This window comes from Anabaena sp. CCY 0017 (genome assembly GCF_963920885.1).
Classification (GTDB): Bacteria; Cyanobacteriota; Cyanobacteriia; order Cyanobacteriales; family Nostocaceae; genus Nodularia.
Window position 1 is genome coordinate 122,354 of sequence record NZ_CAWUDG010000008.1, and the last position, 22,551, is coordinate 144,904.

The window sequence follows — 22,551 nt, forward strand, 5'->3', positions numbered from 1 at the left end:
TCTGTGAATATACACAAAATTCATCATATTTGTCAAATATTTAGCTGTAAGCTTTTGACTGGTGATTTTTTATGAAAACTTTACCAGAAATGAATAAGCGATATTTATGATGACATCCAGCCTTGAATCAGGGCATGGTATATGTGTCATCATTTAATTTAGTCTAATTTACGGATAATTACTTAATTATATGCACATCTTAATGCTGTCTTCTACCTTTCCCTATCCGCCAACACAGGGGGGAACTCAAGTCAGAACGTTTAATTTACTGAAATATTTGAGTCAACGTCATGATATCACCCTGGTGACTCAACGCGATGCCTGCGGCGATCTGCGCGATCGCGATGTCACGGAAGCAGAAATTGCCGAGTTGCGGGACTGCGTAAATCATCTGGTTGTATTTGATCGTCCCCCAGAATCTGGAACTACATCGGGAATACTGAAGAAAGTACAGCGCTTGAGCCAGTTTTACCTAGAGGGAACCCCTCCCAGCGTACTCAGCCGCTACTCAGTCCAGATGCAAGCATGGATTGATAACTGTGTCCAGGAGCAAAAATGTGATGTGATTACCTGCGAACATAGCGTCAATGAAATTTATGTGCGATCGCATTTTCAGAAATCTCTCAGAACCATAGTCAATATTCACAGTTCTGTCTATGGAAGTTGTCTAAACCAACTAACAACAGGCGTTTCCGAAAATAAACTCCGGGACAAAATTAATCTGCCGCTTTTACGTCGTTATGAACAAAAATATGGCGCGAAATTTTCATCAATAGTTGTCACGACAGAAGACGACAAAAGTCAACTAGAAAAATTTCATCCTCACAGTGAAATTACAGTTATTCCCAATGGAGTTGATTTAGTCACATTTCCCAACCGTACCAGTGACCCCGGAGGATATAAATTAGTATTTATCGGTGCAATGGATAATTTAGCAAATATTGATGCCGTTTGCTTCTTTACCAATCAAGTTTTACCAGAAATTCAAAAAAAATATCCCCAAACAACTTTTGATATTGTCGGTTCTCGTCCTGCACCAGAAGTTTTAGCACTTACACAAAAACCAGGAGTTAATGTCACTGGCAAAGTGCCTTCAATGGTAGATTATTTACACCAATCAACAGTGTGTGTTGTGCCGATGCGGACAGGCTTTGGCATTAAAAATAAAACTTTAGAAGCAATGGCTGCTGGTGTGCCTGTAGTGGCAAGCGATCGCGGTTTAGAAGGACTAGCTATAGACACCCCCATTCGGGCATTACGCGCCAATAAACCAGATGAGTATGTCGCCGCCATTAGTCAACTGTTTGAAAGTCCCCAACTGCGTAATCAATTGTCGCATAATGGTAGACAACTAGTAGAAACCGAATTTACTTGGGACATAGCGGGAAAACGTTATGAACAAGTTTGTTTGGGACTTAATCACCAACATTAAAAAATTGAGAAAAGAGGAGTGAGCAGCAGTGAGCATATTTATACCGCCGCTACACTCCTTTGACCTCGCGCGTTGATAAGCTGTTATGCTTATTTCTAAATACAGCAAATTAATTTTTAACTTTTATCTAACTAAAGTTGCTAATAATTATTAAGTTATTCTGTGATTACCTATACAATGGTTCGAGATATGGCGGTATGCACTTAAATGAACCACATCTGTCTTAGGGGCGCAAGGCCTTGCGCCCATACCGCGTGGTCTGAAAATAGCTGTAAGGACTGGGCATAGCAGATTAATTGTATTACAGAACACAATATAACTTAAAATGAACCTTATACCGAACTTAGTAGTAGACTGACTCCTGGGGTGGACGTTAGAGACAAAAATGGTAGCTAACGTCATAAATGAAGGCAAAAATAATCACAAAGATTAGATACAAAGCGGTTAAAGAAAGAGTTAAATTTGGGAAACTGAGATATAGAGAAATAGAATTTTAGTGGTAAAAATCCCTAAAATCGCGTAAAAATCTGGTTTACATCCATTTGCTTCTCAAGAAATACCTGCATTTCTATTAATTAAGAAGCTGATAATACAAGCATTGAAAACCGGGGGCATATTTATTATGGACTGGTCAGAAAATCTCCAACAATTCCAAGACTTCCTATTATTCAAATTTCCCCAACCACCATACTTTTTACTTTTAATTGGCTTATTTATTAGCCTGCTCTGTGGATTGCCATTTGTGATAACTCTGCAAAAACGAGTGCAAGATTGGATTAAAAATCATTCTCCTCAGACTCTACCTAGATGGGCAAAATTACAACTTTTAACTCCTTTTGTGGGAACTGCCATTGGTGTTTCTATCGCTTGCGCCTCCATGTTAGAAATTTTTGGCTTACCAACTCTGCCTGCTTATTTAATATCTTTGATCGGCACAAGTTTTGTGGCTGCATGGGTTTGGTCAGAAATCGGCCACATCTTAGGGCGAAGACTTTTACGTTCCTATCTAGCTAAATCCTCAGAATTGTCTCACCAAAGATAGAAGTAAGTTTTTATGGTAAATATTAAAGTTTTAAGAGGATAAAATAATGTAAATAAAGATAATTAATCTGTACTATGTAATTCTCAATCTGCCATCTACAAACAGTTAATATTTTAGCTGTAATTGCCACACTTTAGTTACCAAAGTTATGCGCTATGTATTGTGTGGTAATTAATTGAATAATTAGTATAACACTAGAACTGCAAGGCGGAGTCAGGAGGGGAATAGTACAATACGCCCGGACAAAAATTCAAAAATCTGACTCTATAAGCTTTTCATTGATTTCCGATGATTTTCCTAATTATGCCGTGTTGTACTAGAATATTCTACATATTCATGGTTCTTATGGGCAGCAATTGCAGATGATTCAAAGTTTGATCATTGGACATCTTCAAAAGTGACCCAATTAATCCCAGTCTTGATTTAGTGGACTTTTTTGGTCAACCTCTGCAAGCAAGTAGCGGGAATTTAAGGTGAACATAGAACAATTCATTCAAAGCACAGAAGCACTGCATAGCCGTTTAGCAGATTTGTATCAAACCGCTAGCGTTTTACCTTGGATTCCGCCCGAACTGCTGCCCCAAGCTTTTAAAGAACTATATAGCACCTCTAAAATGGTGCAATTAGCCGCAGAGGAACTTTATCAGCAAAATGAAGAACTGATCGAAACACGCAATTGGCTAGAAGCTGAACGCCAACGCTACCAAGATTTATTCGAGTTTGCCCCAGACGGCTATTTAGTCACTAATACCGCAGGAATTATTCAAGAAGCTAATCGTGCCGCAGCGCAATTGCTGAACGTTTCCAGGCAGTTACTCATAGGTAAACCCATAGTTAATTTTGTCCCCCTGGAAGAAAGACAACCCTTTCGCTGTGAACTCAGCCAGCTATGCCAGACGGACAGAGTTAGAGAATTAGTAGTGCGTCTGCAACAAAATTACGGCGAATTTTTTGACGCAGCTATAACAGTGGCTGTCGTGCGTAATCAACAGGGTAGCGCCAATTCCTTGCGTTGGTTATTGCGTAATATCAGTGAACGTCAGAAACAGAAAACCGCATTAATCGACGATAAAAGTAGTCTAATTCAGGATCGCCCTGTACATAAACATACTAAAGGAGAAACTATTCCTCTCAATCCTTTAGTCGTTTGGTATGTTCGCCAGGGCTTAGTTAAGCTCAATACTTTTTGTGAAACTGGCGAAGAAATATTGATAGGGTTAGCGACACAAGATATGATTTTTGGCTCTAATATGACTTCTCTACCCATTTATCAAGCCACTGCCTTATCAGATGTGGAATTAGTATCAATTTATGTATCAGAAATTGCAGGAAACCCCATGTTGAGCCATCTTCTGTTACCAAAAATTAATCAACGATTACAACAAACAGAATCTTTTTTAGTGATTGCTGGTAAGCGGCGGGTAGAAGAAAGGCTTTACCATTTATTGCAACTTTTAAAACAGCAAATCGGCGAGTCTGTAGCAGGAGGGACTCGCTTAAGTGTGCGCTTGACTCATGAAGATATCGCTAGTGCTTGCTGTACTACCAGAGTGACAATTACCCGATTGATGGGAAAATTACAGCAAGAAGGTGTAATTAGTTTTGATTCTAAAAAATATGTGATTTTTAAGGATTAATTTGGATAAAAATCTGGGAATATCGGATTTAGGAATGATCAGGGAGCAGGGAAAAATCAAGTATTTTCCCCTTTATCCCTCTTATCTCCCTCGGCTGACTTCTAACATCAACTTTGAGTCCCAAGTGTAGTAGCCAATTTTTTCAGGTACTCTCGAAAATCGCCCGGTGCGATAGCCTCGTGATAGTTCATTCAGTACTTTGGTTTTTACTTCTCGCACTCCCTGCTCATCTAGTTCACCAAAAAGACCAGTGATGATGTCCGCAACACTGAAAACTCTGCCTGAATGTTTTTCTAAGAAATCAGAAAGAGCATCTATCAAAAATTGACCCTCAAATTCTGGCAGCATGGGTACAACATTTGTATTTGCGGTGGGAAGTGGTTTCTTCCTGTTGGACTTGCCAGTTTGAGAGTAACCTTTAGTTGTGTTGGAGTTAACTAAATTTAAATTCAGAGTATAACAACCAGGTTCGTCAGGAATCCCCCACCAAGCCTTTCTTTCTCTACCCTGTGTCAGTGAGGATTGGACTCTACCTTTAACGACTTTGAAGATGGGCGGGTCTAAATCTCCATAAAGCGATCGCACGATAAAATCTATATGACAAACTGTACCAAGATGATCGTGCAGTAGGCTTTTGATAGCTTCCATCCGAGTTTGAGGTTGATACTCCGGGAGCATGGGAATATCTGGCACTTTGATTGATTGATCTTGACTCTCTGTCGTTGTCACATCTGAATTATCCCTCTCCAAGTTGTTTGCTCTGGGAAATTCTGACTGAGTGGAGCTAAGAGTTTCTTCGGAGATGGATAACAGTGAATCTGGTGCAGGAGGTGGGGAGGAACCCTCTCGCAGCATCTTAACTGTAGCCCCATTGCCATTAGTATCTGATGAAGAAGACCAGTTAGACAACAAAGCATCCACATGATCGAGCTGCGATCGCGCCTGTGAGTATAAGCTTTCATACTCTTCTACAAGGCGAGTATAGTAGTCTCGTAATTCCAACAGTGGAGAGATAAAAGCTTCCGGGGGTTTTGATGGTAAGAGATTATTCATAAAGCTTTGAATTATCCTAAATCTATATCACTTTTGTAAGTCATGGCTCTAGGTTTGGCTCTTTGAGATGACTGATGAGATTTTTTTGGCGCTTGAGGTGGTCGGCATTCCTCGCAATATAATGGGCGAGGTCCAAAAGTTTCACGTTGTGTAGTTTGGTCGCATTGCTTACAGACAAAATGGAAAACACGAGTATGAATCTGTCTTTTATGCGCCCGGACAGTATATTCCCTAACATCAATGAACTTACTAGGCATAATCGGTGAAGAGTGAATTTGATTCCTATCAATATAGCTATTCAAGCAAATTAAATCGTATCCGTGTATGTTCAATTGTAAGTTTTATTCCAATCAATGATTTTGGCTCAGACTAACTTGGGAGTAACTAAGATACTATCTGCTTGAGATACATATAGTTAATTATCACCATTCAAGTGTCTATCGCTTCTATACCTCTGGGTTACTAAATATAGAAATTCGGACTATTTATCAAAAATTTATGACAAATTGGCAAGAGTATTCATCTTGGACTTACAGGTATTTTCAGGTAAATCGACCACGCGCTAGGGGCGCAAGGCCTTGCGCCCTTACGACTCATGTCAGGTTCTCGGTTTTTATGTTGGTCAGCAAATGTCATGAAAAACACCTCTGCTATTGTGAAGTGGGCATCTGAACTTTTAGAATCTACTTTGCGAAAGATTTGATAATTTTCCCTAGATTAAAAAAAGACACTTCGTAGTCAGGATTTATACCTTATACAAAGTGTCTTGTTGTACAGATTCAAGCTGACTCCAACTAAAAATTGCTCACCTATTAAGGAGACGGCAAAGATTACCTACCACTGCCACGATCTAACTTGATGGGATCAAGCCAATGTAATTTCAAATAGTTTATATCATCATTGAGTTTTTTAACTTGATAACTTGCGTTTTGATCGAAACAAAAAAATTGGTTATTCATCTGCTGAATTTAAAAATCTTGATTGTTAAACTTACTAACTGAGGTAGTAAATTCATAAATTGAATTTACCAGAGCTATATGTTCTTCATGACTAAGATGGCAGTTTTCATAAGAATCCTCTAAAAAACAGATAAGTGCTAAACTTGCAGATTCTAGTTTTGCCCTTTTCCTTCCTGCCCTGATAGCTTGATATAATTCAGGATAAATTTGGTTATTGCTAATTCCTATTTGCTCATTTGGCATCCAACACTTAAATGCATAACCTTCAGGCAATAGTATTAATTCAATTAACCAACCATGATATGAATCTTGCCATTTCATCCACAATTCGTCTCTCAGTTCAGTGATTAAGGTTTTTACCTGCTTTTCATGCGAATCAAATTATATAACCTATATATGCAATCACTGTGCAGAATTTGTGCAGAAGTTGTGTAGAAAACTTAGGTAACACTTTTTACATATAAAAATACTATTTGATTATTGAACAAACACGTTGACTTTTAACGGTATCTGGAAAACCCCGCTTCCATTCCTCTACCCTGCAAGGAGAGAGGCTTTAAAATTTCCCCCTTCCCTACCAGGGAAGGGGGTTAGGGGGTTAGGTTTCACGTTAGCTTTTCCACATAACGTGAAAAGTCAGAACAAACCAGTAGTGGCGTGACAAGCTTAAAATGTTGCAAAAAATTGAAAAATTGTAGGTTGGGTTGACGTAAGGAAACCCAACATCATTGGCAGCGTTGGGTTGCGCTGCGCTTAACCCAACCTACGTCTAATGCACTATTTTAGGCTTGTCAGTCCACTACAATATTTATTTTTTTCATAAATCAAATATGATTCTTATTTGAGGCGATAACCTAGTCCATGAACTGTTTGAATAAAATCTTCTGGCGCACCTAAAGCTCTCAGTTTTTGCCGGAGACATTTAATATGAGACCTCACAGTTTCCTCCACTGGGGAATCATCCACAGACCAAACCTGCTCAATCATGCTAGAACGGCTCAACACCCTTCTGCCATTAGCAACCAATAATTCTAAAATTGCGTATTCTTTTGGTGTTAATGTTAAAGGGTAACTATTATAAATCACCTCATAGGTACTAGAATTAAGATGCAATTTTTCCCAAGATAATGTTACTGTACTTGCAGAACTACCTCGTCTGAGTAAAGCCCGTATTCGAGCCATTAACTCTTCTAAATCAAAGGGTTTAGCCACATAATCATCGGCTCCTGCATCTAAGCCAGCTATCTTGTCAGCGACAGTATCACGAGCAGTTAACATTAACACTGGTGCGCCACAGTTTTGATGTGCTGGATGATTTGTGCCAGCAGTGCGTAAGCGTTGACAAAACCTGATACCATCTAGTTTTGGCAGTGTGACATCTAACAGCACTAAGTCATATTTCATTGATTCTGCTGAATTCCAAGCTGCTTCGCCATCTTTGGCAATATCTACTACATATTGCCTTCTAATTAAAGCTTCTGTTAGGACTTCCGCCAGTTGGATATCATCTTCAACTACAAGAATTCGCATAATATATCCTTTATTTAGCAAAAATTAAACGTTTGTAGTGAGGACTTTAGTCTTCAAATAAGGAAGGGCTAAAGCCCTGACTACGAACTTAATTACAACAATTTAACTGTAAGCGATCGCAATTATAACGATTAAACGAGTTATTTTTTCACCAATTTTATGAACCAGAAATTTATGAAATGGTCTTTTCCAGGAAAATGGATTATTGGCGGGTTTGGTTTAACCTTGTTGCTGATGGGTGTAGTTACCTTTGCTTCATTTAAAAGCACAACTGAAATCAAACAGGGGGCTGATAGAGTACAGCAGACTTATCAAACCCTCAATAGTTTGACCAATTTTTATGCAGCGATGACAGCAGCCGAATCAGCCCGGCGAGGATATATATTTTTAGGAAGTAGTCAAGATTTACAGCGACATCAAAATGAAGTGGCAAATATGCAAACTGAACTCAAGCTGTTAGAGGAGCAGATACACCCTAGTTTGAGTCAACAAGAAAGATTTTCACAGTTGAATTTATTAGTAAATCAAAGATTAGCTCTTTTAGAAGAATCTATAGAACTCTATCAGACAGATAAAACTGCATTGCAAATGCAAAATGATATTACTGAGCGTAGCGTAAAACTTAGAGAAGAAATACGTCCAGTGATAGCAGAGATTAAAGCTGAAGAACAAAGTTATCTCAGAGCGACACTAGAACAATCTCATGATAGTATTAATTTCAGAATTTGGATCGAAATATTGGGGACAATTTTAAGTCTTGCCGTTATTTCTAGTTTATGTGTTATCCTAAATCGTCAATGGGTAAAACGCGATCAAATTGAGTCTTTAGAAGTTTCTCTGGCTCAACAAAAAGAATTTAGTGAGTTAAAACTGCGCTTGTTTGCGATGATTTCTCATGAGTTTCGCACACCTTTGAGTATTATTTTGCTGTCGTCGCAGTTGTTAAATGAAACTCTCAAGGATGTGGTAGATGAGCAGCAGGTAAAAAATCTCTACCGGATTCAGTCTTCAGCTAAATTAATGAATCATTTATTAACGGATATATTAACTTTAACTAGGGCTGAAGCCGATAAACTAGATTACACACCTCAATTGATTAATGTAGAAAATTTTTGTTTAAATTTGGTAGAAGATTTACAGCTTTTTGGCACAACATCCCATGTAATGGAATTCAAAAATCATGGTCAGTGTTTTCGTGCCAATATAGATGAAAAGTTGCTGTACTCTATTTTGAGTAATTTACTATTGAATGCTATTAAATATTCCTTTGCAGGTGGTCATATATATTTAATTTTAGATTCTGACGCTGAATATATAGTTTTTCAGGTAATAGATGAAGGTATAGGTATTCCGCCAGAGGAACAACCAAAAATTTATGAGCTTTTATATCGATGTCAAAATGTGGAAAATATTGTTGGTATTGGTTTGGGTTTACCTGTGGTGAAAAAATGTGTGGAACGACATCAAGGTGAAATTACGATGGAAAGTGCTGTAGGTGTGGGAACAACTTTTACGGTGAAGATTCCGCATCAGAATAAATAAAGAATTATCTTGTCATTGCGAGGAGGAACGACAGACTTTTCGGCGTAATCCTACAGCCAAGAGCTAGACGGCGAAACCAAGTGTTAGGGGGAATTTTCAGACTTGTGTGTACACCGTAGGCAAGCGAGGAGGGGGCTATGATATGGCTTGGATGATTAAAAAAGGCTATATTATATCAGCCTTCTGACAGTGTATGCTGCACAGTCGAGGCGTTTAGGCTGAGGATATCACTTGCATTGTAGAGGAATTGATTATGCCTAGTGGTCACGCCAGTCATAAAGGCACTGCGGATAAACCTAATACTAATACTGAAGGTAGCATGGATATTGCTGCTGATAAATCCATCGATCCTGATGAGGTTTTACCGGAAGGTGCGAGTACAAATACAACCAGAACTCAAGAGTTTGTCGATTATCCTCCCGCTATTCAACGCCCTGGGGAGGATGTGAAACAGGAGGAATAATGAACCTCACCCCCAGCCCCTCTCCTTGGTAAGGAGAGGGGAGAATGATTAAATAAGTTATGAGTTATGGGATCAGAATTATGAGTGATTTTGGGAAGAAAAGGTTGGAGGCTGTTTTAGCGATCGCTACTTATTCTATAGGTAGTGGTACGGCTTCAGCTGCACCAACTCCAGGAGGGGAAATTCCTAGACAGTTGATTCTCACGGCTTCTGATATCCTCATGTATATCAGCATTTGGAGAATTTATTTTCAGGAAGATTTATCTCGTCAAGGTCTTGTAGATATTTTGGCTGAATTAGGTTTAGTGACGGTCAGCGCCACCGGGACAGCCTATATAGTGACTAAAGCTAGTACGGCTATTTTGAAGGAAATTACTAACTGGACTGGGCCTTTGGGGTGGGGTGTGACAGCTGCGATCGCAGGTTCCCTGAGTGGGTTATTTGGGGTCGTCTGGGCTTTATATTGCGATCGCCTAGCTTCGGAACGACAACCACAATCAACATAGAAACAAAATTATATTTTATCAGAAAAAGTATCATTTTCGGGACTAAGTTGCGATGGTTCTGACTGCAATTTAGTCTCAGCCCCAGAAATATTTTCTTCTACCTGATCGGCGTTGATGCGATCGCCATCTTTATCCTGAACAACAGCTTTCTGGAATCCTGGTTTTACAGACTTCAAATCCTGTTTAGTTTGTTCATAGTCTTTTTGAATAAATTCCGTAGCTTGACTGATTTTTTCACTCAAGCCTTCTGTATATTTCGGGGGATTTTTCACAGCTTTCTCTAAGACAATCACGCGCTTATCGCCTACACTCGAAATCATGATCGGTGCAAGTAAATATGTCCCTTCCATTAATCCCTGCCAACCATTATGAGAAAACATATAGTTAACAACTTCTCCAGTCTCCACATTGAATATCAAATCCTGGATTTTTCCGACTTTATTACCACTATCTGTCCACACCTCACTTCCCAATACTGGATTAACTGATTCTGCAATTTCTGGAGTGTGATTATCCTGACGGCTGACTAAAACGCTATCAGCACCAATGGCTTCAATTTCTCTCCAAGCAAAGGTTTTTTGTTTAGTACCAAGCCATCCTGATTTACAGGCGAATCCCACCACTCTTTGTGCCTGACTATCTAGTAAAAGTTGTGACACCCGACCAACTTCTTCCACTGTTTCACGGTCAAGCACTAAACGTTTTAGCAACTCACTGTGCTTTAAAACTTGAGATGGCGTAGACATATTAAAAATACTTACCAAGTATTAATGATTAATGATAACATTATACTCGCAATTCAATAGCAATGTGTCTGTATTAAGTTCTGATAATTATCTGATCTTGATATTCTGGTAATTGCCAGTCAAATCATCCCCAGGCTAGTACCGTCGTGAATTCAGGACGGGCGTATTGCAATACGCCCGTACAACAAAATTCAAAAAGCTGATACATAGGCTTTTCATTAATTTTGAATGTTCTGTTTATTTACGCTGACTTGTACTACTTATTGAAGCGAGAGGTCATCAACAATGCGGATATTTTCCATTATTGCCGTCTTGGTAGCATTATTAGCTGTAGTGTTTGCATTTCAAAATGCTATTACTATCAGCGTGAAATTTTTTAATGTAAATTTTGAGGCTTCACTAGCAATTGTGCTAATCTTGACTCTGGGCATAGGAATTTTAATCGGTTTACTTGTGTCAATTCCTAGTGTAATTAAACGAAGTTCAAAAATTTCTAAATCTAAACTAAAAATTGCCGAACTAGAGAATGAATCGCATAAATATCTAGAAACAATCACCCATCAGCGACAAAGAATTGAAAACCTGGAAAGGCATCTAAATTTAAAGGAAAATCAATAAAATATGTATAACTTTGATGTTGTAGTAGTAGGTGCTGGTCCGGCTGGTGGTCATTGCGCTAGATTATTAGCAAAAACTGGTTATAAGGTTTTGCTAATAGAAAGATTTAAAGATTTTAGTCGCAATAGTTTTTCTAGTGGTGTAACTCCCTCAGAAACACTCAAGCAATTTAATTTGCCTGAAAGTGTTGTGGGAAGTTTTTGGAATAGGTTTGTGATTGTGACTTCAAACAAGCAAGGTGTCTGGGAGTCTGATACAACTCAAGGAAGTGTCTTAGACTTTTCTAAGCTGCGGCAGTTTTTAGCAGATGAGGTGAAGAACAATAGTGGCGAAGTTTGGCTGGGATGTCGCTACATGAATCACTGGGAACAAGATGATCAAATTTTAATTACTATTAAAAATAATCTTGTCAACGAAGAGGTAAATGTTACCTCAAAGATTCTAGTTGATGCCACAGGGCCTGCTAGGGCTATTACTTGTCGCAAAGGCAAACCACAACCTGAGTTTTTGACGGGAACTGGGATTGAGTACCTGATAGAAGTTAATGATGAAGCATATAAACAAAATTTAGGAACTTTAACTTTTTTACTGGGTTATAAATGGATGCCAAAAGGATATTCCTGGATTTTTCCAATGGGGAATAATCAACTCAAAGTGGGTGCAGCAATACTAAATAAAAGCCATAAATTAGTTACAGATATTAAGCCTTTAAAGTATTATATTGACCTTTTAATCAAAGAGTATCTCAAGCCAGATACTTACAAAGTTTTGGATGTACATGGCGAAACACTGCGATACAGTTCTGGCTTACAAGACATATATGCTGAAGGCAGAGTTATCGCAATTGGTGACACGGTTTCAACTGTGAATTTTCTGGGAGGTGAAGGTATTCGTCACGCTATGTTGAGTTCTGAAGTTGCTAGCAGATACATTAATGAATTTCTTGGAGAAGAAAGAAAAGACTTTAATGGCTATCAGGAAGAAATGCACGGAATCTTTCTGGCAAAATGGACAATCTCAGAAAAACTGGCAATCAAGACATACATTGAGGATGCTGATACTTTGGTAGATAGGGTCGTTTCCTATCTCAAGCCTATGAAGCTGGAAGATATTGTTAATATTTTGTTTTACTACCGTTTTGAGAAGGTATATAAAGGTTTTTGGAGTTATGCTTTGAGAAAGTTGAGGTCGAAATTTGGCTTTTTATTAAACTGGATGTCCAGGTTTTCTGTGAATAAAGTGGATGATGCAAAGTAGTTGAGCAAAATTCAATAAATAGTGTATTAAACGTAGGTTGGGTTAAGCGCAGCGCAACCCAACGCTGTCAATGATGTTGGGTTTGGTTACGTCAACCCAACCTACAATTTTTTGCATCATTTGGTGGAAAAAATTGTAGAAACGTTCCATGCAACTTCTCTACAAGGGTTTCAGGTTACGCATATTTAAATTCGTTCGATGTCTAATTGATATAACGCCAATTTTTGCAGGCGGGAAGGTCTGAATCTTTGTTCTTTCGTTGAGGAGGAAGGGTAATAAAGCACCACTTCCAATTACAGCACTATCTACAATACTAATGGGGGTAATCTTTAACAGGTTCCTCAGTGGTGGGATGGATATAGCTAAGATTTGTACAGCAAATGAACCTGTAATGGCAGCATTTAAGTAAGGATTATTTGGTAGTTTATCTTGACTAAATATGCTGTGATTTTCGGAACGACAGCTAATAGTATGCAGTAGTTGTGCCGTTATTAGAGTCATACAAGCAACTGTGCTAGCCCGCGCCCCTATGCCATATTTGAGGATGGCATAAGTGTATGCTGCTAGGGTACTGACAGATATTGTGGCTGACTCAAAGATAATTCTGCCAAAATCGGAGTTTTTGATGATGGATTCATCAGGATTGCGGGGTGGTTGACTCAATACATCAGGTTCTGGTGCTTCCATCGCCAGGGATAAACCAGGGAAAATATCAGTGATTAAATTTAGCCACAGCAGTTGAATCGCATTCAAGGGTTCGCCTATACCAGCAGCTGTAGCAGTGGTCATCACCATGATTTCGCTGAGGTTGGTGGACAGGAGAAAATGCACAGATTTTCTAATGTTGTTATAGATAGTCCTCCCCCGACTGACCGCAATAATCATGGTTTCTAGTCTGTCATCTTCGAGGACGATATCTGCAACTTCACGCGCCACATCGGTTCCACCTTTACCCATTGCTACACCCACTTGTGCCGCCTTTAGTGCCGGTGCATCATTGATTCCATCGCCGGTCATGGCCACGACTTTTCCGGCTGCTTGCAAAGCCTGGACTATTTGCAGTTTATTACTAGGACTGATGCGGGCAAAAACGTTTACTTTGTTGCTCATTGCTGTCAGTTCCTCTGGTGTGAGATGATCAAGGTTAGTCGCATCGAGAATTTCTAGTTGGTCATTGCGACTCAATTCTAATTTTTGGGCGATCGCATAAGCAGTTGAACTTTGATCTCCGGTCATCATCACTGTATCAATTCCAGCTTGATGAAACTCCCCAATTAATTTTTTCACCCCGACTCTAATGGGGTCTGTCATCGCCACTAAACCCAGCCAAATCAGGTCTGTTTCATAATTATTACCGTTGTCATAATGATCAATATGGCTGTAGGCTACTCCCAAGACGCGCAGTGCTTGTCCAGCTAAACGATCATTTTCCTGTGCGATCGCCTGCCTATTTTCGGCTGTTAAATGCACAACTTTGCCATTTTTCATCCACCATTGACATATCTTAATCATTTCGGCGGGATTACCTTTAACTGCAATCAATTTGTGGTGATTGTCAATCTCATGAATTGTACTCATGAGGTTACGGTTTTCGCTTCGCAAGTTAGTTTCTAGCAGTCCATACTTTTGCCTGAGTTGGATAACATCAACTCCAGCACTAATTGCCAAATTAATCAAAGCATTTTCTGTTGGCGAACCTGTAACCAAATATTCCCCATTATCCTGTTGACTGACTTCACTTTCATTGCAGAGAACCGATATATGAATCAGCTTTAACAGTTCATCATTCCTATAGGGGTTAACATTTTCTTCCCCCACAGTAATCTGTTGAGTGGTTGTCCGAATTTCCACCACTAACATTTTATTTTCAGTAATTGTCCCGGTTTTATCCAAGCAAATTGTCTGTACAGAACCCAAAGCTTCTACCGCGCTGAGACTGCGAATGAGAACATTATTCTTTCTCATTTCACGGATACCTAAAGCTAGGGATGTGGTAGCAATTGTGGGCAAACCTTCGGGAACCGCAGCTACTGCGAGAGATATAGATGATTGCATCATTGTCACTAAACCATATCCCCGCAGCACTCCCAAACCAAAGACTAAACTGCAAATTCCCATACCGATTAAAACCAGTTGACTTCCCACCTCATCTAGTTGTCTTTCTAGGGGAGTATCTATAGAGGTAGCCTGATTCACAAGTTGTTGGATTTTGCCCATTTCTGTAAATTTACCTGTGGCTACAACCACAGCAAATCCTTGACCACCAGTAACAAAAGTCCCCTTATAGACCATGTTCAAGCGGTCAGCTAAGGGAATATTTCCACCAGACAAAGGCGCAATAGTTTTTAGAATGGGGATACTTTCACCAGTCAGGGCGGATTCGTCTACACTCAAGTTATCAGCTACGATAATTCTGGCATCTGCGGCTATGTAAGTACCAGATTTAAGCCATAAAATATCTCCAACAACTACATTTTCTGTAGGAATTTCTATCTGCTGACCTTCTCTAATTACCCCAGTTAATATCTGTTCTTGATTTTTGAGAGATTGAATGATTTTTGCTGATTGGCTTTCTGTGACGTATCCAATCGCTGCATTCAAACCAACCACACCCATAATCACGACCGCATCTATCATACCACCAGTAATAATGGCAATTCCCGCCGCCGCCCCCAGTAAAGCAACTGGCAAAGATTTAAACTGGTCTATTAAAATGTTTGCAGAGGAACGGGTTGGGATTGCAGATAAAATATTAGAACCGTATTTAATCAGATTTATTGTAGCAGATTCACTAGATAATCCTGATGTTTTTGAAGTATTTAATGTATCAATAACTCTATCTGCTGTGATTAAATGCCAATTATCGCTTTTTTGGTCTTGGGCATTTTTATTTGTGAAAGATTTGGTAAGTTTTTGGGTTTGAGCTAAACTAGGATTATTATGATAATGTCTGACAGTTTTATCAATGAGTAAGCCGATGTTCTGCCAGCTTTTTTCAGCCTTGAAACTAACTAGAATATTACTCGTTAATGAATTAGCATTAACATAGAATATTTCTGGGTATTTGGCAAGCGATCGCTCCAAATATCTTGCTAAAGATGGTGAACGATAAAGTTGATTAACTTTGTATCTAGCTCTCCCTTTAACTTTAGTGTGTATTGCTTGAATCACCGCAATTTTTGCTCCTGTATCGCCCATAATCACTAAGCATATAGGACTCATATTGGATTTATGAAACACACCCTACATATACTTAGATTTTTTCAACAATCAAATCGGATTCGTATAGTTTAATGTTGTATGCTTAATTATTATTATAGTTGCTATACTCAAGCTCAGGAATAAATCCAGTATTAAGACTTGCAAAGTCTAATCAAAAAAGTATTATTTTTATATAAATTTATCTAATTTTCCTTTACCTTGACTAACTTTAATAATTCTTAATCATTAAGTTTTACAAAGCTATCAAAAGCCAACCATGCTAATATATACCAGGGAATTTCTTCAAATTTCAGCCCCTGCTTGAGCAATTGTCCAATAGCAAATAAACTCAAACCTAGAGGTACTAGTAACCGTAAATCAGCAACACCATTCGTCATGTGATTAACATCGGCGTTGAGATCAGACATGACATTCTCTAAATCCTGGGCTATGGCGGATTTACCATCTGTTAAATTGTGTTGATTACTTTGATAACTTAATGTTTCCACTCCGTTTTTAGTCAAATCTGGATTTACTTCTGCTGCTATCTTTTCTAAAGCTTCGCTGGCTGCTGTAACTACTTGCCCCAACCTTTCAGATAGAGCCATACCCTCTGTTATAGTAGTTCTAACTATAGGTTGTTTGACAGCTTCAGCAACAGGAATAATTAGAGGTGAAAAAATTATTGTTGCCAGACTATCGACAATTTCAGGTACATTAACTTCTTGCAAATCAAACGTAGATGTCATCTGCCAATTTTCTCCGAAAGTAGGGCATCAATATATCAAGATTGATGAATTTTATCTTGATTTACATCAGCCTAAAGTCGCAAAACTAGATCCTCAACAGCGTTATTTTGCTGCATGACTACCTGCGTGATTTACGCCAACCATTGGCGATCGCCTCTGATTCTGTACAAAACCACCTTTCTCCACGGGCTGGATTTATAACTGTGGATTCATAATATTTCATACCCGGAAGGTGATAGATTTTACTACCTGTCTTAACGGAGATATTGCCTTTGATATTACATTCTAAATTTTTCTCTGATTTTTTAATTGATGTAATCAGAGAATGACTAGAACTGGACTTCATTGTAGGAAGGGCAACTACAAGCAAGATCCCGATCATAACAAAACTTGTGAGTAGACCTTTCTTAATAAAAAGTTCCATGAAATAACCTCATAATAATTTTACTGAATTGCTTTTTTCAACCTGTGATCAATCTAAACATAGATATTTTACCTCTAGAGGCATACATGGAAGAAATAGAATTTAGCATAATTATACCTCTAGAGTAATGTAATTAATCATAAACATCCTTAATACTAAGAAAGGGCTGGATAGCAATTATCCAAGATTCATCCAAAAACATAGATAAATTCTGCACTTATGATGAATTCCAAATTGTCATTAGTAGTTTTTGGAGATTATGATTAGTAATTATTGAAAGTGAAAAGGAGTTTATTATCCTCCAAATTTGCTAATTCAGCCATTTAAATTTCACAGATTACTCGTCTAGAAAAGTTATATCCATAAAACAATCATGACAACTTCTACACACCACGAACAACAAATTCAAAAGCTGGGTGAATTGATTGCAGATATTAACTGTGGGATGTTAACCACAATTGATCAAAATGGCTGCTTGCACAGTTGTCCCATGTACAAAAGTGGTGACATTAACTCTGAAGGCGCAATTTGGTTCTTTACCTCCGCCAATACTCAAAAGGTAAATGATATTAAACGCAATCAGCAGCTAAACGTTAGTTTTACCTCACCTGATAAACAGAGATATGTTTCCGTTTCCGGTACAGGTGAACTAATTAATGACCGTAACAAAATGCAAGAACAATGGCAACCAGAACTTCAGACTTGGCTACCCAAAGGATTAGACGAACCAGACTTAGTTTTACTCAAAGTGAATATTCACAAAGTTGATTATTGGGATACTCCATCAAGCATTCACCCCCAAACAATTGGAGTTGATTCTTGATAAATTCATCTTCACAACAACTGCGGCTAAAAAGTAATATCTATGCCTTACCAACATCTTGAAGATTTACCAGATTTAGTTAAAGAAAACTTACCCCAACACGGCCAAGAAATTTTTCAAGCCGCATTTAATAGTGCTGAAGAACAATATGAAGAAGAAGAACGAGCCTTTCGTGTTGCTTGGAGTGCAGTTAAGCGAGTTTACGAAAAAGGCGAAGATGGCAATTGGCACAAAAAGCCTGAATAAGAAAGTCCCGGAGGTTTTGAGATGAATTACCTGGTTGCAGTATTACCTGACCGAATAGAAGCAGAAACCGCCTACTCGGCACTAGAAAAATCAAATTTGCCCATGTCACAAGTTGATATTTTAGGCAAAGGTTATAAAAGCGCTGACGAATTTGGATTTATTGATCCAAATAAACAAGCCAGTAAACAAGTAAATAAACTAATTTACTGGCTGATTCCCTTTGGATTTATCGCTGGTTTTGCCTTCAACTTGCTCACGAGAATTGACATTCTGCCCCAAGCTAATCCATTAATAAATGAAATTATTGGTGGTTTACTAGGCGCTGCATCTGGTGCGTTAGGTGCTTATTTTATTGGTGGGGGAGTTGGTTTAACAGTTGGTAGTGGCGATGCTTTGACCTACCGTAACCGTTTAAATGCTGGCAAATATCTGATTGTAGTCACAGGAAATGAAGACTTAATCCGCCAAGCTACTCGCATCCTGCGCCAATTTGAACCGGAAAATATTCAAGGTTATGCAGAATTAGGAACTGCTTGAATTTTTGGGAATTTTGAATTGAGTTAACATCCTCCCCACCCTATGACCTACGCTGGTAAAAAACATTTCATTTAAGTAGTGGCGTGACAAGCTTAAAATGATGCAAAAAATTGTAGGTTGGGTTGACGTAAGGAAACTCAACATCATCGGTAGCGTTGGGTTGCGCTGCGCTTAACCCAACCTACGTCTAACGCACCGATAATTTAGGATGGTGCGTTGCGCTACGCGACAACACACCCTACAAAAAAAGGATTGGGAAGAAACAAACGCATAGGGAATCAAACGCTCACAGGCGCTTCCCTTACGCTGTGAATAATTTAGTTTTTTTGGTTGAGTTGGGCTGTACCGTGGGGATGAGAATGTTCTATCTGTTGGTTTAAACTTTGGGCCATCTCCACGGCGACAATAATTAATTGCTGTTCCATGCGCCCAGTGCTGCCCTCATCACTGACTTTTGGGTAAATATGCGGGTTGGATAACATGGCGGCTAACAGTTGAGATGCCGTGTGTTTGAGTTGATCAACTTGTGAGTTCATAGGCTTATTCCTTCCAGCCCAATGGCGGTTCAATCATGGTCTGCTCCGACTTACCAGCCCGAACACCTGGCTTATCAAAAATCTTAACGGTGGTGGCTTGGGGGCCTTCTTCGCCTTCTACAAAGGAAAAATGCACGGCTGTCCCAATTTCTAAGCGGTCAAAGTCATGATGGATCACACTGTTACGGTGGAAGTAGATTTCATGACCGTCCAAAGTTTTCAAGAAGCCATATCCCCGATCTTTAAACAGTTTGGTGATTAGTGCGGTTGTTTCCTCAGCTTCTTCTTGATTTTGAGCGCGGTCGCTTTCATGTTGCCGTTCATTAAGTTTTACTAGTTGCTGACGCGCTGCATTGAAAGCATCCCGAATCACCGCATCTAAAGGGTCGTATTGGTTACTCTCTGCGGGATTTCTTTCTGCTACCAGTTCGTGACCGGGGGGTACAGTCATATCAATCCGCACGCGATAAGGTGAACCACTCCGGGGGCGATCATGTACCTTTTCAATGGCAATATGGCAACTACTTATGTGATCACAAACATTCTCTAATTTGGCGATTTTTTCATGCACTAGGTTATCAATCGCATTTGTTTTCTCGACGTTGCGATAGGTAATTTCTGGTGGTACTTTCATACTTTTGTTAAATTCTAAATAGGCTATTAGCAAGCATCAATTTTGATATTTATAAAGGTCAAAACTTGTCTAGGTAAGAGTTAATGGTTGATGGCTGGTTTGGGCTTTTGTCAGCAACTCACGAACTTGATCATCTGTAGTTTGGGGAAAGTCTTCGTACCATAAACCAACACTATAAAATGGGTCGGGTGTGGCAGCGCAGACAATTTCATCCACCGCAACTTGTAACTCTTGGCAAGTGGCGCTAGCAGCCACGGGTACACCAATGACTATTTTCGCGGGGTGTTGTCGCCGCACAGATGCTACTGCCGCCCACATGGTTGCACCTGTAGCTAAACCATCGTCTACTAAGATGACTATGCGTTTTTCTAAATTAGGGAATGGGCGATCGCCTCGATAAAGACGTTCCCGACGTTCTAATTCCCGTTCTTCTTGCGCCGCTACTCTGGCAATTGTGTCCTCGGAGATGTTCACCAAGTTGACAATATGTTCATTAATAATCCGTACTCCGCCGGATGCGATCGCACCCATTGCCAACTCTTCTTGCTCAGGCACACCCAGTTTCCGCACCACCAGCACATCTAAGGGCGCATTCAAGGCTTTGGCAACTTCAAAGGCGACGGGTACACCACCCCTGGGTAGAGCTAAGACGATGACATCGGAACGATTAGTATAATCTGCTAACTCTCCGGCTAAAATTTGACCTGCTATTGTACGATTTTTAAATAGCATGGTATAATTCTCCTGATATTTTTCCCAACAATAAAGTTTTATTTTTGAACGGGCATTTTCTCTCCAGATTAATTTCAGTGCCTCACTGGTGATGCTTACTAATACTAGTCATCAAGTGTTGCTACTGTTTCTAAATTGATCATAGAAAGTAATACCTTGCACAACCTCTGACTAACGAGGCGACATCATCAATCTACGGATCTATCTAATGGAGGAAAAGGGGCAGGGGGTAGGGTGAAGAGAGTCATTAAAATTCCCCTATGCTGTTTTTTTTGTCAATATTAGTTAATAATAGTCAGCAAATATTTAGCTACGGTGTGCGGATTTAACAAAATATAGAACCTCACCCCCAACCCCTCTCCTTGGTAAGGAGAGGGGAGCTTTGATGCAAGTTAAAGCCGGGGTGAGGTCAAAAAACAGATTTGCACGTTATTTAATTGAGGGTTTTGTCTAGAAAATGGGGAGTGATGAAATTTGCGGTTCTTTACTCCTAATTCCCATGATTCTACGGACGCTCTTCAATTACACGGTCGATTAAACCGTATTCTTTGGCTTCAGCAGCAGACATGAAAAAGTCACGATCCATATCTTTTTCAATCTTCTCTATAGCCTGACCAGTCTTCTCGGAATAAATACCATTGAGCTGGTGACGAATCCGCAGAATTTCTCTGGCTTCAATTTCGATATCGCTGGCTTGTCCACGAGTACCACCAGAGGGCTGGTGAATCATAATCCGAGAATGAGGCAATGCCATTCTTTTTCCCTTCGTGCCAGCTGCTAACAGGAATGATCCCATTGAAGCGGCTAAACCGACGCAAATTGTCACCACATCTGATTTGATGTGTTGCATGGTGTCAAAAATTGCCATGCCGGATGTCACCATCCCACCGGGGGAATTTATGTATAAATAAATATCCTTACCTGGATCATCTGAATCCAGATACAGCATGACAGCGATAATTTGGTTAGCAATTTCATCATCAACATCTCGTCCCAGGAAAATAATCCGTTCCCGGTAAAGGCGATCATAAATACTAATCCAATCTGTATATTGTCCTCCGGGCATCCGGTAAGGAACTTTAGGAACACCTATAGGCATCTTCGTGACTCCGCTTGTAATTAATTGGGAATATGAGCAAGTTCTCCACTCAGCACTCAGCACTCAGCAGTCATTAAAGAACACTGGCAGGTAATGGGGGATTGGCGAGTTCTTCTTTCTCAAAAACTCGGTCAATCAAACCGTAGTCCCTGGCTTCATAAGGAGTCATGTATAACAAACGATCCATGTCCTTGGTAATTTTCTCTGGTGCTTGTCCTGTGGTGTGACCCAGAATATCAACTAAGGAAGTTTTGTTGATCAGAACTTCTCTCGCCCGAATTTGAATATCCGTTGCTTGACCTTGGGCGTAGCTCTTAGGTTGATGCAGGATAATAGAGGAGTGGGGTAAACTGGCGCGACAACCTTTTGTGCCAGCGCTGAGTAGCATCGCTGCCATACCCATTGCCGAACCAATACAAATGGTGTGGATGGGAGGCTTGATGTATTTCATGGTGTCATAGATGGCGAAAGCTTCGGTTTCAAAGCCAATGGGTTCGCCACTGTAGCCGGAAGTCCCCGTGGAGTTGATGTAGATTTTGATGGGTTTTTCGGGGTCGTCTGACTGTAAATAAAGCAATTCGGCGATAATTAATTCCGTAACCGCAGGCACTAATGGCATTCCCAGATATACAATTCTTTCCTTCATTAATAAGGAAGGTAAATCTGGCGGCGGTGTCCGGTAAAAACTATCACCTTGATAAGGGGCTTGAACAGCCTTGATGGGGGAATTGTCCATAGCAACTGATCGCCTGAAAGTATGCCGTTAACTGTAATACATCCTAACG

24 protein-coding genes are annotated in these 22,551 nt (G+C 39.6%); 11 read left to right on the plus strand and 13 right to left on the minus strand.

Annotation, left to right across the window (positions count from 1 at the left end; all coding sequences use genetic code 11):
* Positions 1-190: 190 nt before the first annotated feature.
* The 3 genes from ACM0OW_RS12520 (at position 191) to ACM0OW_RS12530 (ending at position 4,111) form a co-directional block, all read left to right on the plus strand.
* The gene (locus tag ACM0OW_RS12520) at positions 191-1,432 is read left to right on the plus strand and encodes a glycosyltransferase family 4 protein (RefSeq protein ID WP_414550425.1); all 1,242 of its coding nucleotides are present in this window, start codon (positions 191-193) and stop codon (positions 1,430-1,432) included.
* 622 nt (positions 1,433-2,054) lie between these two features.
* On the plus strand, positions 2,055-2,474 hold the full coding sequence (locus tag ACM0OW_RS12525) for a hypothetical protein (protein WP_414550427.1): 420 nt from the start codon (positions 2,055-2,057) through the stop codon (positions 2,472-2,474).
* Positions 2,475-2,947: 473 nt separating this feature from the next.
* Positions 2,948-4,111, plus strand: a complete 1,164-nt coding sequence (locus ACM0OW_RS12530; protein WP_414550428.1) for a PAS domain-containing protein — start codon at positions 2,948-2,950, stop codon at positions 4,109-4,111.
* An 81-nt stretch (positions 4,112-4,192) separates the two neighbouring features.
* Here ACM0OW_RS12530 and ACM0OW_RS12535 read toward each other — a convergent pair whose 3' ends face one another.
* From ACM0OW_RS12535 to ACM0OW_RS12550, 4 genes are all read right to left on the minus strand, one after another.
* Positions 4,193-5,164, minus strand: coding sequence for a hypothetical protein (locus ACM0OW_RS12535; RefSeq protein WP_414550429.1), 972 nt, complete (start codon positions 5,162-5,164; stop codon positions 4,193-4,195).
* A gap of 11 nt (positions 5,165-5,175) precedes the next feature.
* Complete coding sequence (locus tag ACM0OW_RS12540) at positions 5,176-5,421, minus strand: hypothetical protein (RefSeq protein WP_414550430.1); 246 nt, start codon at positions 5,419-5,421, stop codon at positions 5,176-5,178.
* Between the two features lie 711 nt (positions 5,422-6,132).
* Positions 6,133-6,444 carry a hypothetical protein gene (locus tag ACM0OW_RS12545; protein ID WP_414550431.1) on the minus strand — a complete coding sequence of 104 codons (312 nt, stop codon included), beginning with the start codon at positions 6,442-6,444 and terminating at the stop codon, positions 6,133-6,135.
* A gap of 516 nt (positions 6,445-6,960) precedes the next feature.
* Positions 6,961-7,653: a response regulator transcription factor gene (locus ACM0OW_RS12550; protein WP_414550433.1), complete on the minus strand. Its 693-nt coding sequence runs from the start codon at positions 7,651-7,653 to the stop codon at positions 6,961-6,963.
* 174 nt (positions 7,654-7,827) lie between these two features.
* Here ACM0OW_RS12550 and ACM0OW_RS12555 point away from each other — a divergent pair, with 174 nt between their 5' ends.
* The 3 genes from ACM0OW_RS12555 to ACM0OW_RS12565 all read left to right on the plus strand — a co-directional run bounded on the left by ACM0OW_RS12555 (position 7,828) and on the right by ACM0OW_RS12565 (position 10,164).
* Entirely contained in the window at positions 7,828-9,195 is a 1,368-nt protein-coding gene (locus ACM0OW_RS12555) for an ATP-binding protein (protein ID WP_414550434.1), read from the plus strand.
* Positions 9,196-9,448: 253 nt separating this feature from the next.
* Positions 9,449-9,658: a hypothetical protein gene (locus ACM0OW_RS12560; protein WP_414550435.1), complete on the plus strand. Its 210-nt coding sequence runs from the start codon at positions 9,449-9,451 to the stop codon at positions 9,656-9,658.
* A gap of 80 nt (positions 9,659-9,738) precedes the next feature.
* Entirely contained in the window at positions 9,739-10,164 is a 426-nt protein-coding gene (locus tag ACM0OW_RS12565) for a hypothetical protein (protein WP_414550436.1), read from the plus strand.
* 8 nt (positions 10,165-10,172) lie between these two features.
* On the opposite strand, the gene ACM0OW_RS12570 is transcribed toward ACM0OW_RS12565, so the two are convergent.
* The gene (locus tag ACM0OW_RS12570) at positions 10,173-10,910 is read right to left on the minus strand and encodes a PRC-barrel domain-containing protein (RefSeq protein ID WP_414550437.1); all 738 of its coding nucleotides are present in this window, start codon (positions 10,908-10,910) and stop codon (positions 10,173-10,175) included.
* A gap of 285 nt (positions 10,911-11,195) precedes the next feature.
* Here ACM0OW_RS12570 and ACM0OW_RS12575 point away from each other — a divergent pair, with 285 nt between their 5' ends.
* Together ACM0OW_RS12575 and ACM0OW_RS12580 are read left to right on the plus strand one after the other, a co-directional pair.
* Positions 11,196-11,528, plus strand: coding sequence for a lipopolysaccharide assembly protein LapA domain-containing protein (locus ACM0OW_RS12575; RefSeq protein WP_414550438.1), 333 nt, complete (start codon positions 11,196-11,198; stop codon positions 11,526-11,528).
* A 3-nt stretch (positions 11,529-11,531) separates the two neighbouring features.
* A complete protein-coding gene (locus tag ACM0OW_RS12580) occupies positions 11,532-12,785 on the plus strand; it encodes an NAD(P)/FAD-dependent oxidoreductase (protein WP_414550439.1) in 1,254 nt (417 codons plus the stop codon).
* Between the two features lie 159 nt (positions 12,786-12,944).
* On the opposite strand, the gene ACM0OW_RS12585 is transcribed toward ACM0OW_RS12580, so the two are convergent.
* From ACM0OW_RS12585 to ACM0OW_RS12595, 3 genes are all read right to left on the minus strand, one after another.
* Entirely contained in the window at positions 12,945-15,956 is a 3,012-nt protein-coding gene (locus tag ACM0OW_RS12585) for a cation-translocating P-type ATPase (protein ID WP_414550495.1), read from the minus strand.
* A 269-nt stretch (positions 15,957-16,225) separates the two neighbouring features.
* Positions 16,226-16,735: a DUF5132 domain-containing protein gene (locus ACM0OW_RS12590; protein ID WP_414550440.1), complete on the minus strand. Its 510-nt coding sequence runs from the start codon at positions 16,733-16,735 to the stop codon at positions 16,226-16,228.
* Between the two features lie 118 nt (positions 16,736-16,853).
* Positions 16,854-17,081 (minus strand): hypothetical protein, encoded by a 228-nt coding sequence (locus ACM0OW_RS12595; RefSeq protein WP_414550441.1) that lies wholly within the window; start codon positions 17,079-17,081, stop codon positions 16,854-16,856.
* A 451-nt stretch (positions 17,082-17,532) separates the two neighbouring features.
* On the opposite strand from ACM0OW_RS12595, the gene ACM0OW_RS12600 reads away from it, so the two are divergent.
* Genes ACM0OW_RS12600 through ACM0OW_RS12610 form a run of 3 tightly spaced genes read left to right on the plus strand, consistent with a single transcriptional unit; the run spans position 17,533 to position 18,765 of the window.
* A complete protein-coding gene (locus ACM0OW_RS12600) occupies positions 17,533-17,982 on the plus strand; it encodes a pyridoxamine 5'-phosphate oxidase family protein (RefSeq protein WP_414550442.1) in 450 nt (149 codons plus the stop codon).
* Between the two features lie 42 nt (positions 17,983-18,024).
* The gene (locus ACM0OW_RS12605; protein WP_414550443.1) at positions 18,025-18,228 is read left to right on the plus strand and encodes a ChaB family protein; all 204 of its coding nucleotides are present in this window, start codon (positions 18,025-18,027) and stop codon (positions 18,226-18,228) included.
* Between the two features lie 21 nt (positions 18,229-18,249).
* Entirely contained in the window at positions 18,250-18,765 is a 516-nt protein-coding gene (locus tag ACM0OW_RS12610) for a hypothetical protein (protein WP_414550444.1), read from the plus strand.
* Between the two features lie 317 nt (positions 18,766-19,082).
* On the opposite strand, the gene ACM0OW_RS12615 is transcribed toward ACM0OW_RS12610, so the two are convergent.
* The 5 genes from ACM0OW_RS12615 to ACM0OW_RS12635 form a co-directional block, all read right to left on the minus strand.
* Positions 19,083-19,301: a hypothetical protein gene (locus ACM0OW_RS12615; RefSeq protein WP_414550445.1), complete on the minus strand. Its 219-nt coding sequence runs from the start codon at positions 19,299-19,301 to the stop codon at positions 19,083-19,085.
* A 4-nt stretch (positions 19,302-19,305) separates the two neighbouring features.
* Positions 19,306-19,935 (minus strand): HPF/RaiA family ribosome-associated protein, encoded by a 630-nt coding sequence (locus tag ACM0OW_RS12620; protein WP_414550446.1) that lies wholly within the window; start codon positions 19,933-19,935, stop codon positions 19,306-19,308.
* A gap of 69 nt (positions 19,936-20,004) precedes the next feature.
* Entirely contained in the window at positions 20,005-20,709 is a 705-nt protein-coding gene (locus tag ACM0OW_RS12625) for a phosphoribosyltransferase (RefSeq protein ID WP_414550496.1), read from the minus strand.
* Between the two features lie 463 nt (positions 20,710-21,172).
* On the minus strand, positions 21,173-21,766 hold the full coding sequence (locus tag ACM0OW_RS12630; protein WP_414550447.1) for an ATP-dependent Clp protease proteolytic subunit: 594 nt from the start codon (positions 21,764-21,766) through the stop codon (positions 21,173-21,175).
* A gap of 73 nt (positions 21,767-21,839) precedes the next feature.
* On the minus strand, positions 21,840-22,502 hold the full coding sequence (locus ACM0OW_RS12635; protein WP_323214542.1) for an ATP-dependent Clp protease proteolytic subunit: 663 nt from the start codon (positions 22,500-22,502) through the stop codon (positions 21,840-21,842).
* Between the last annotated feature and the right edge of the window lie 49 nt (positions 22,503-22,551).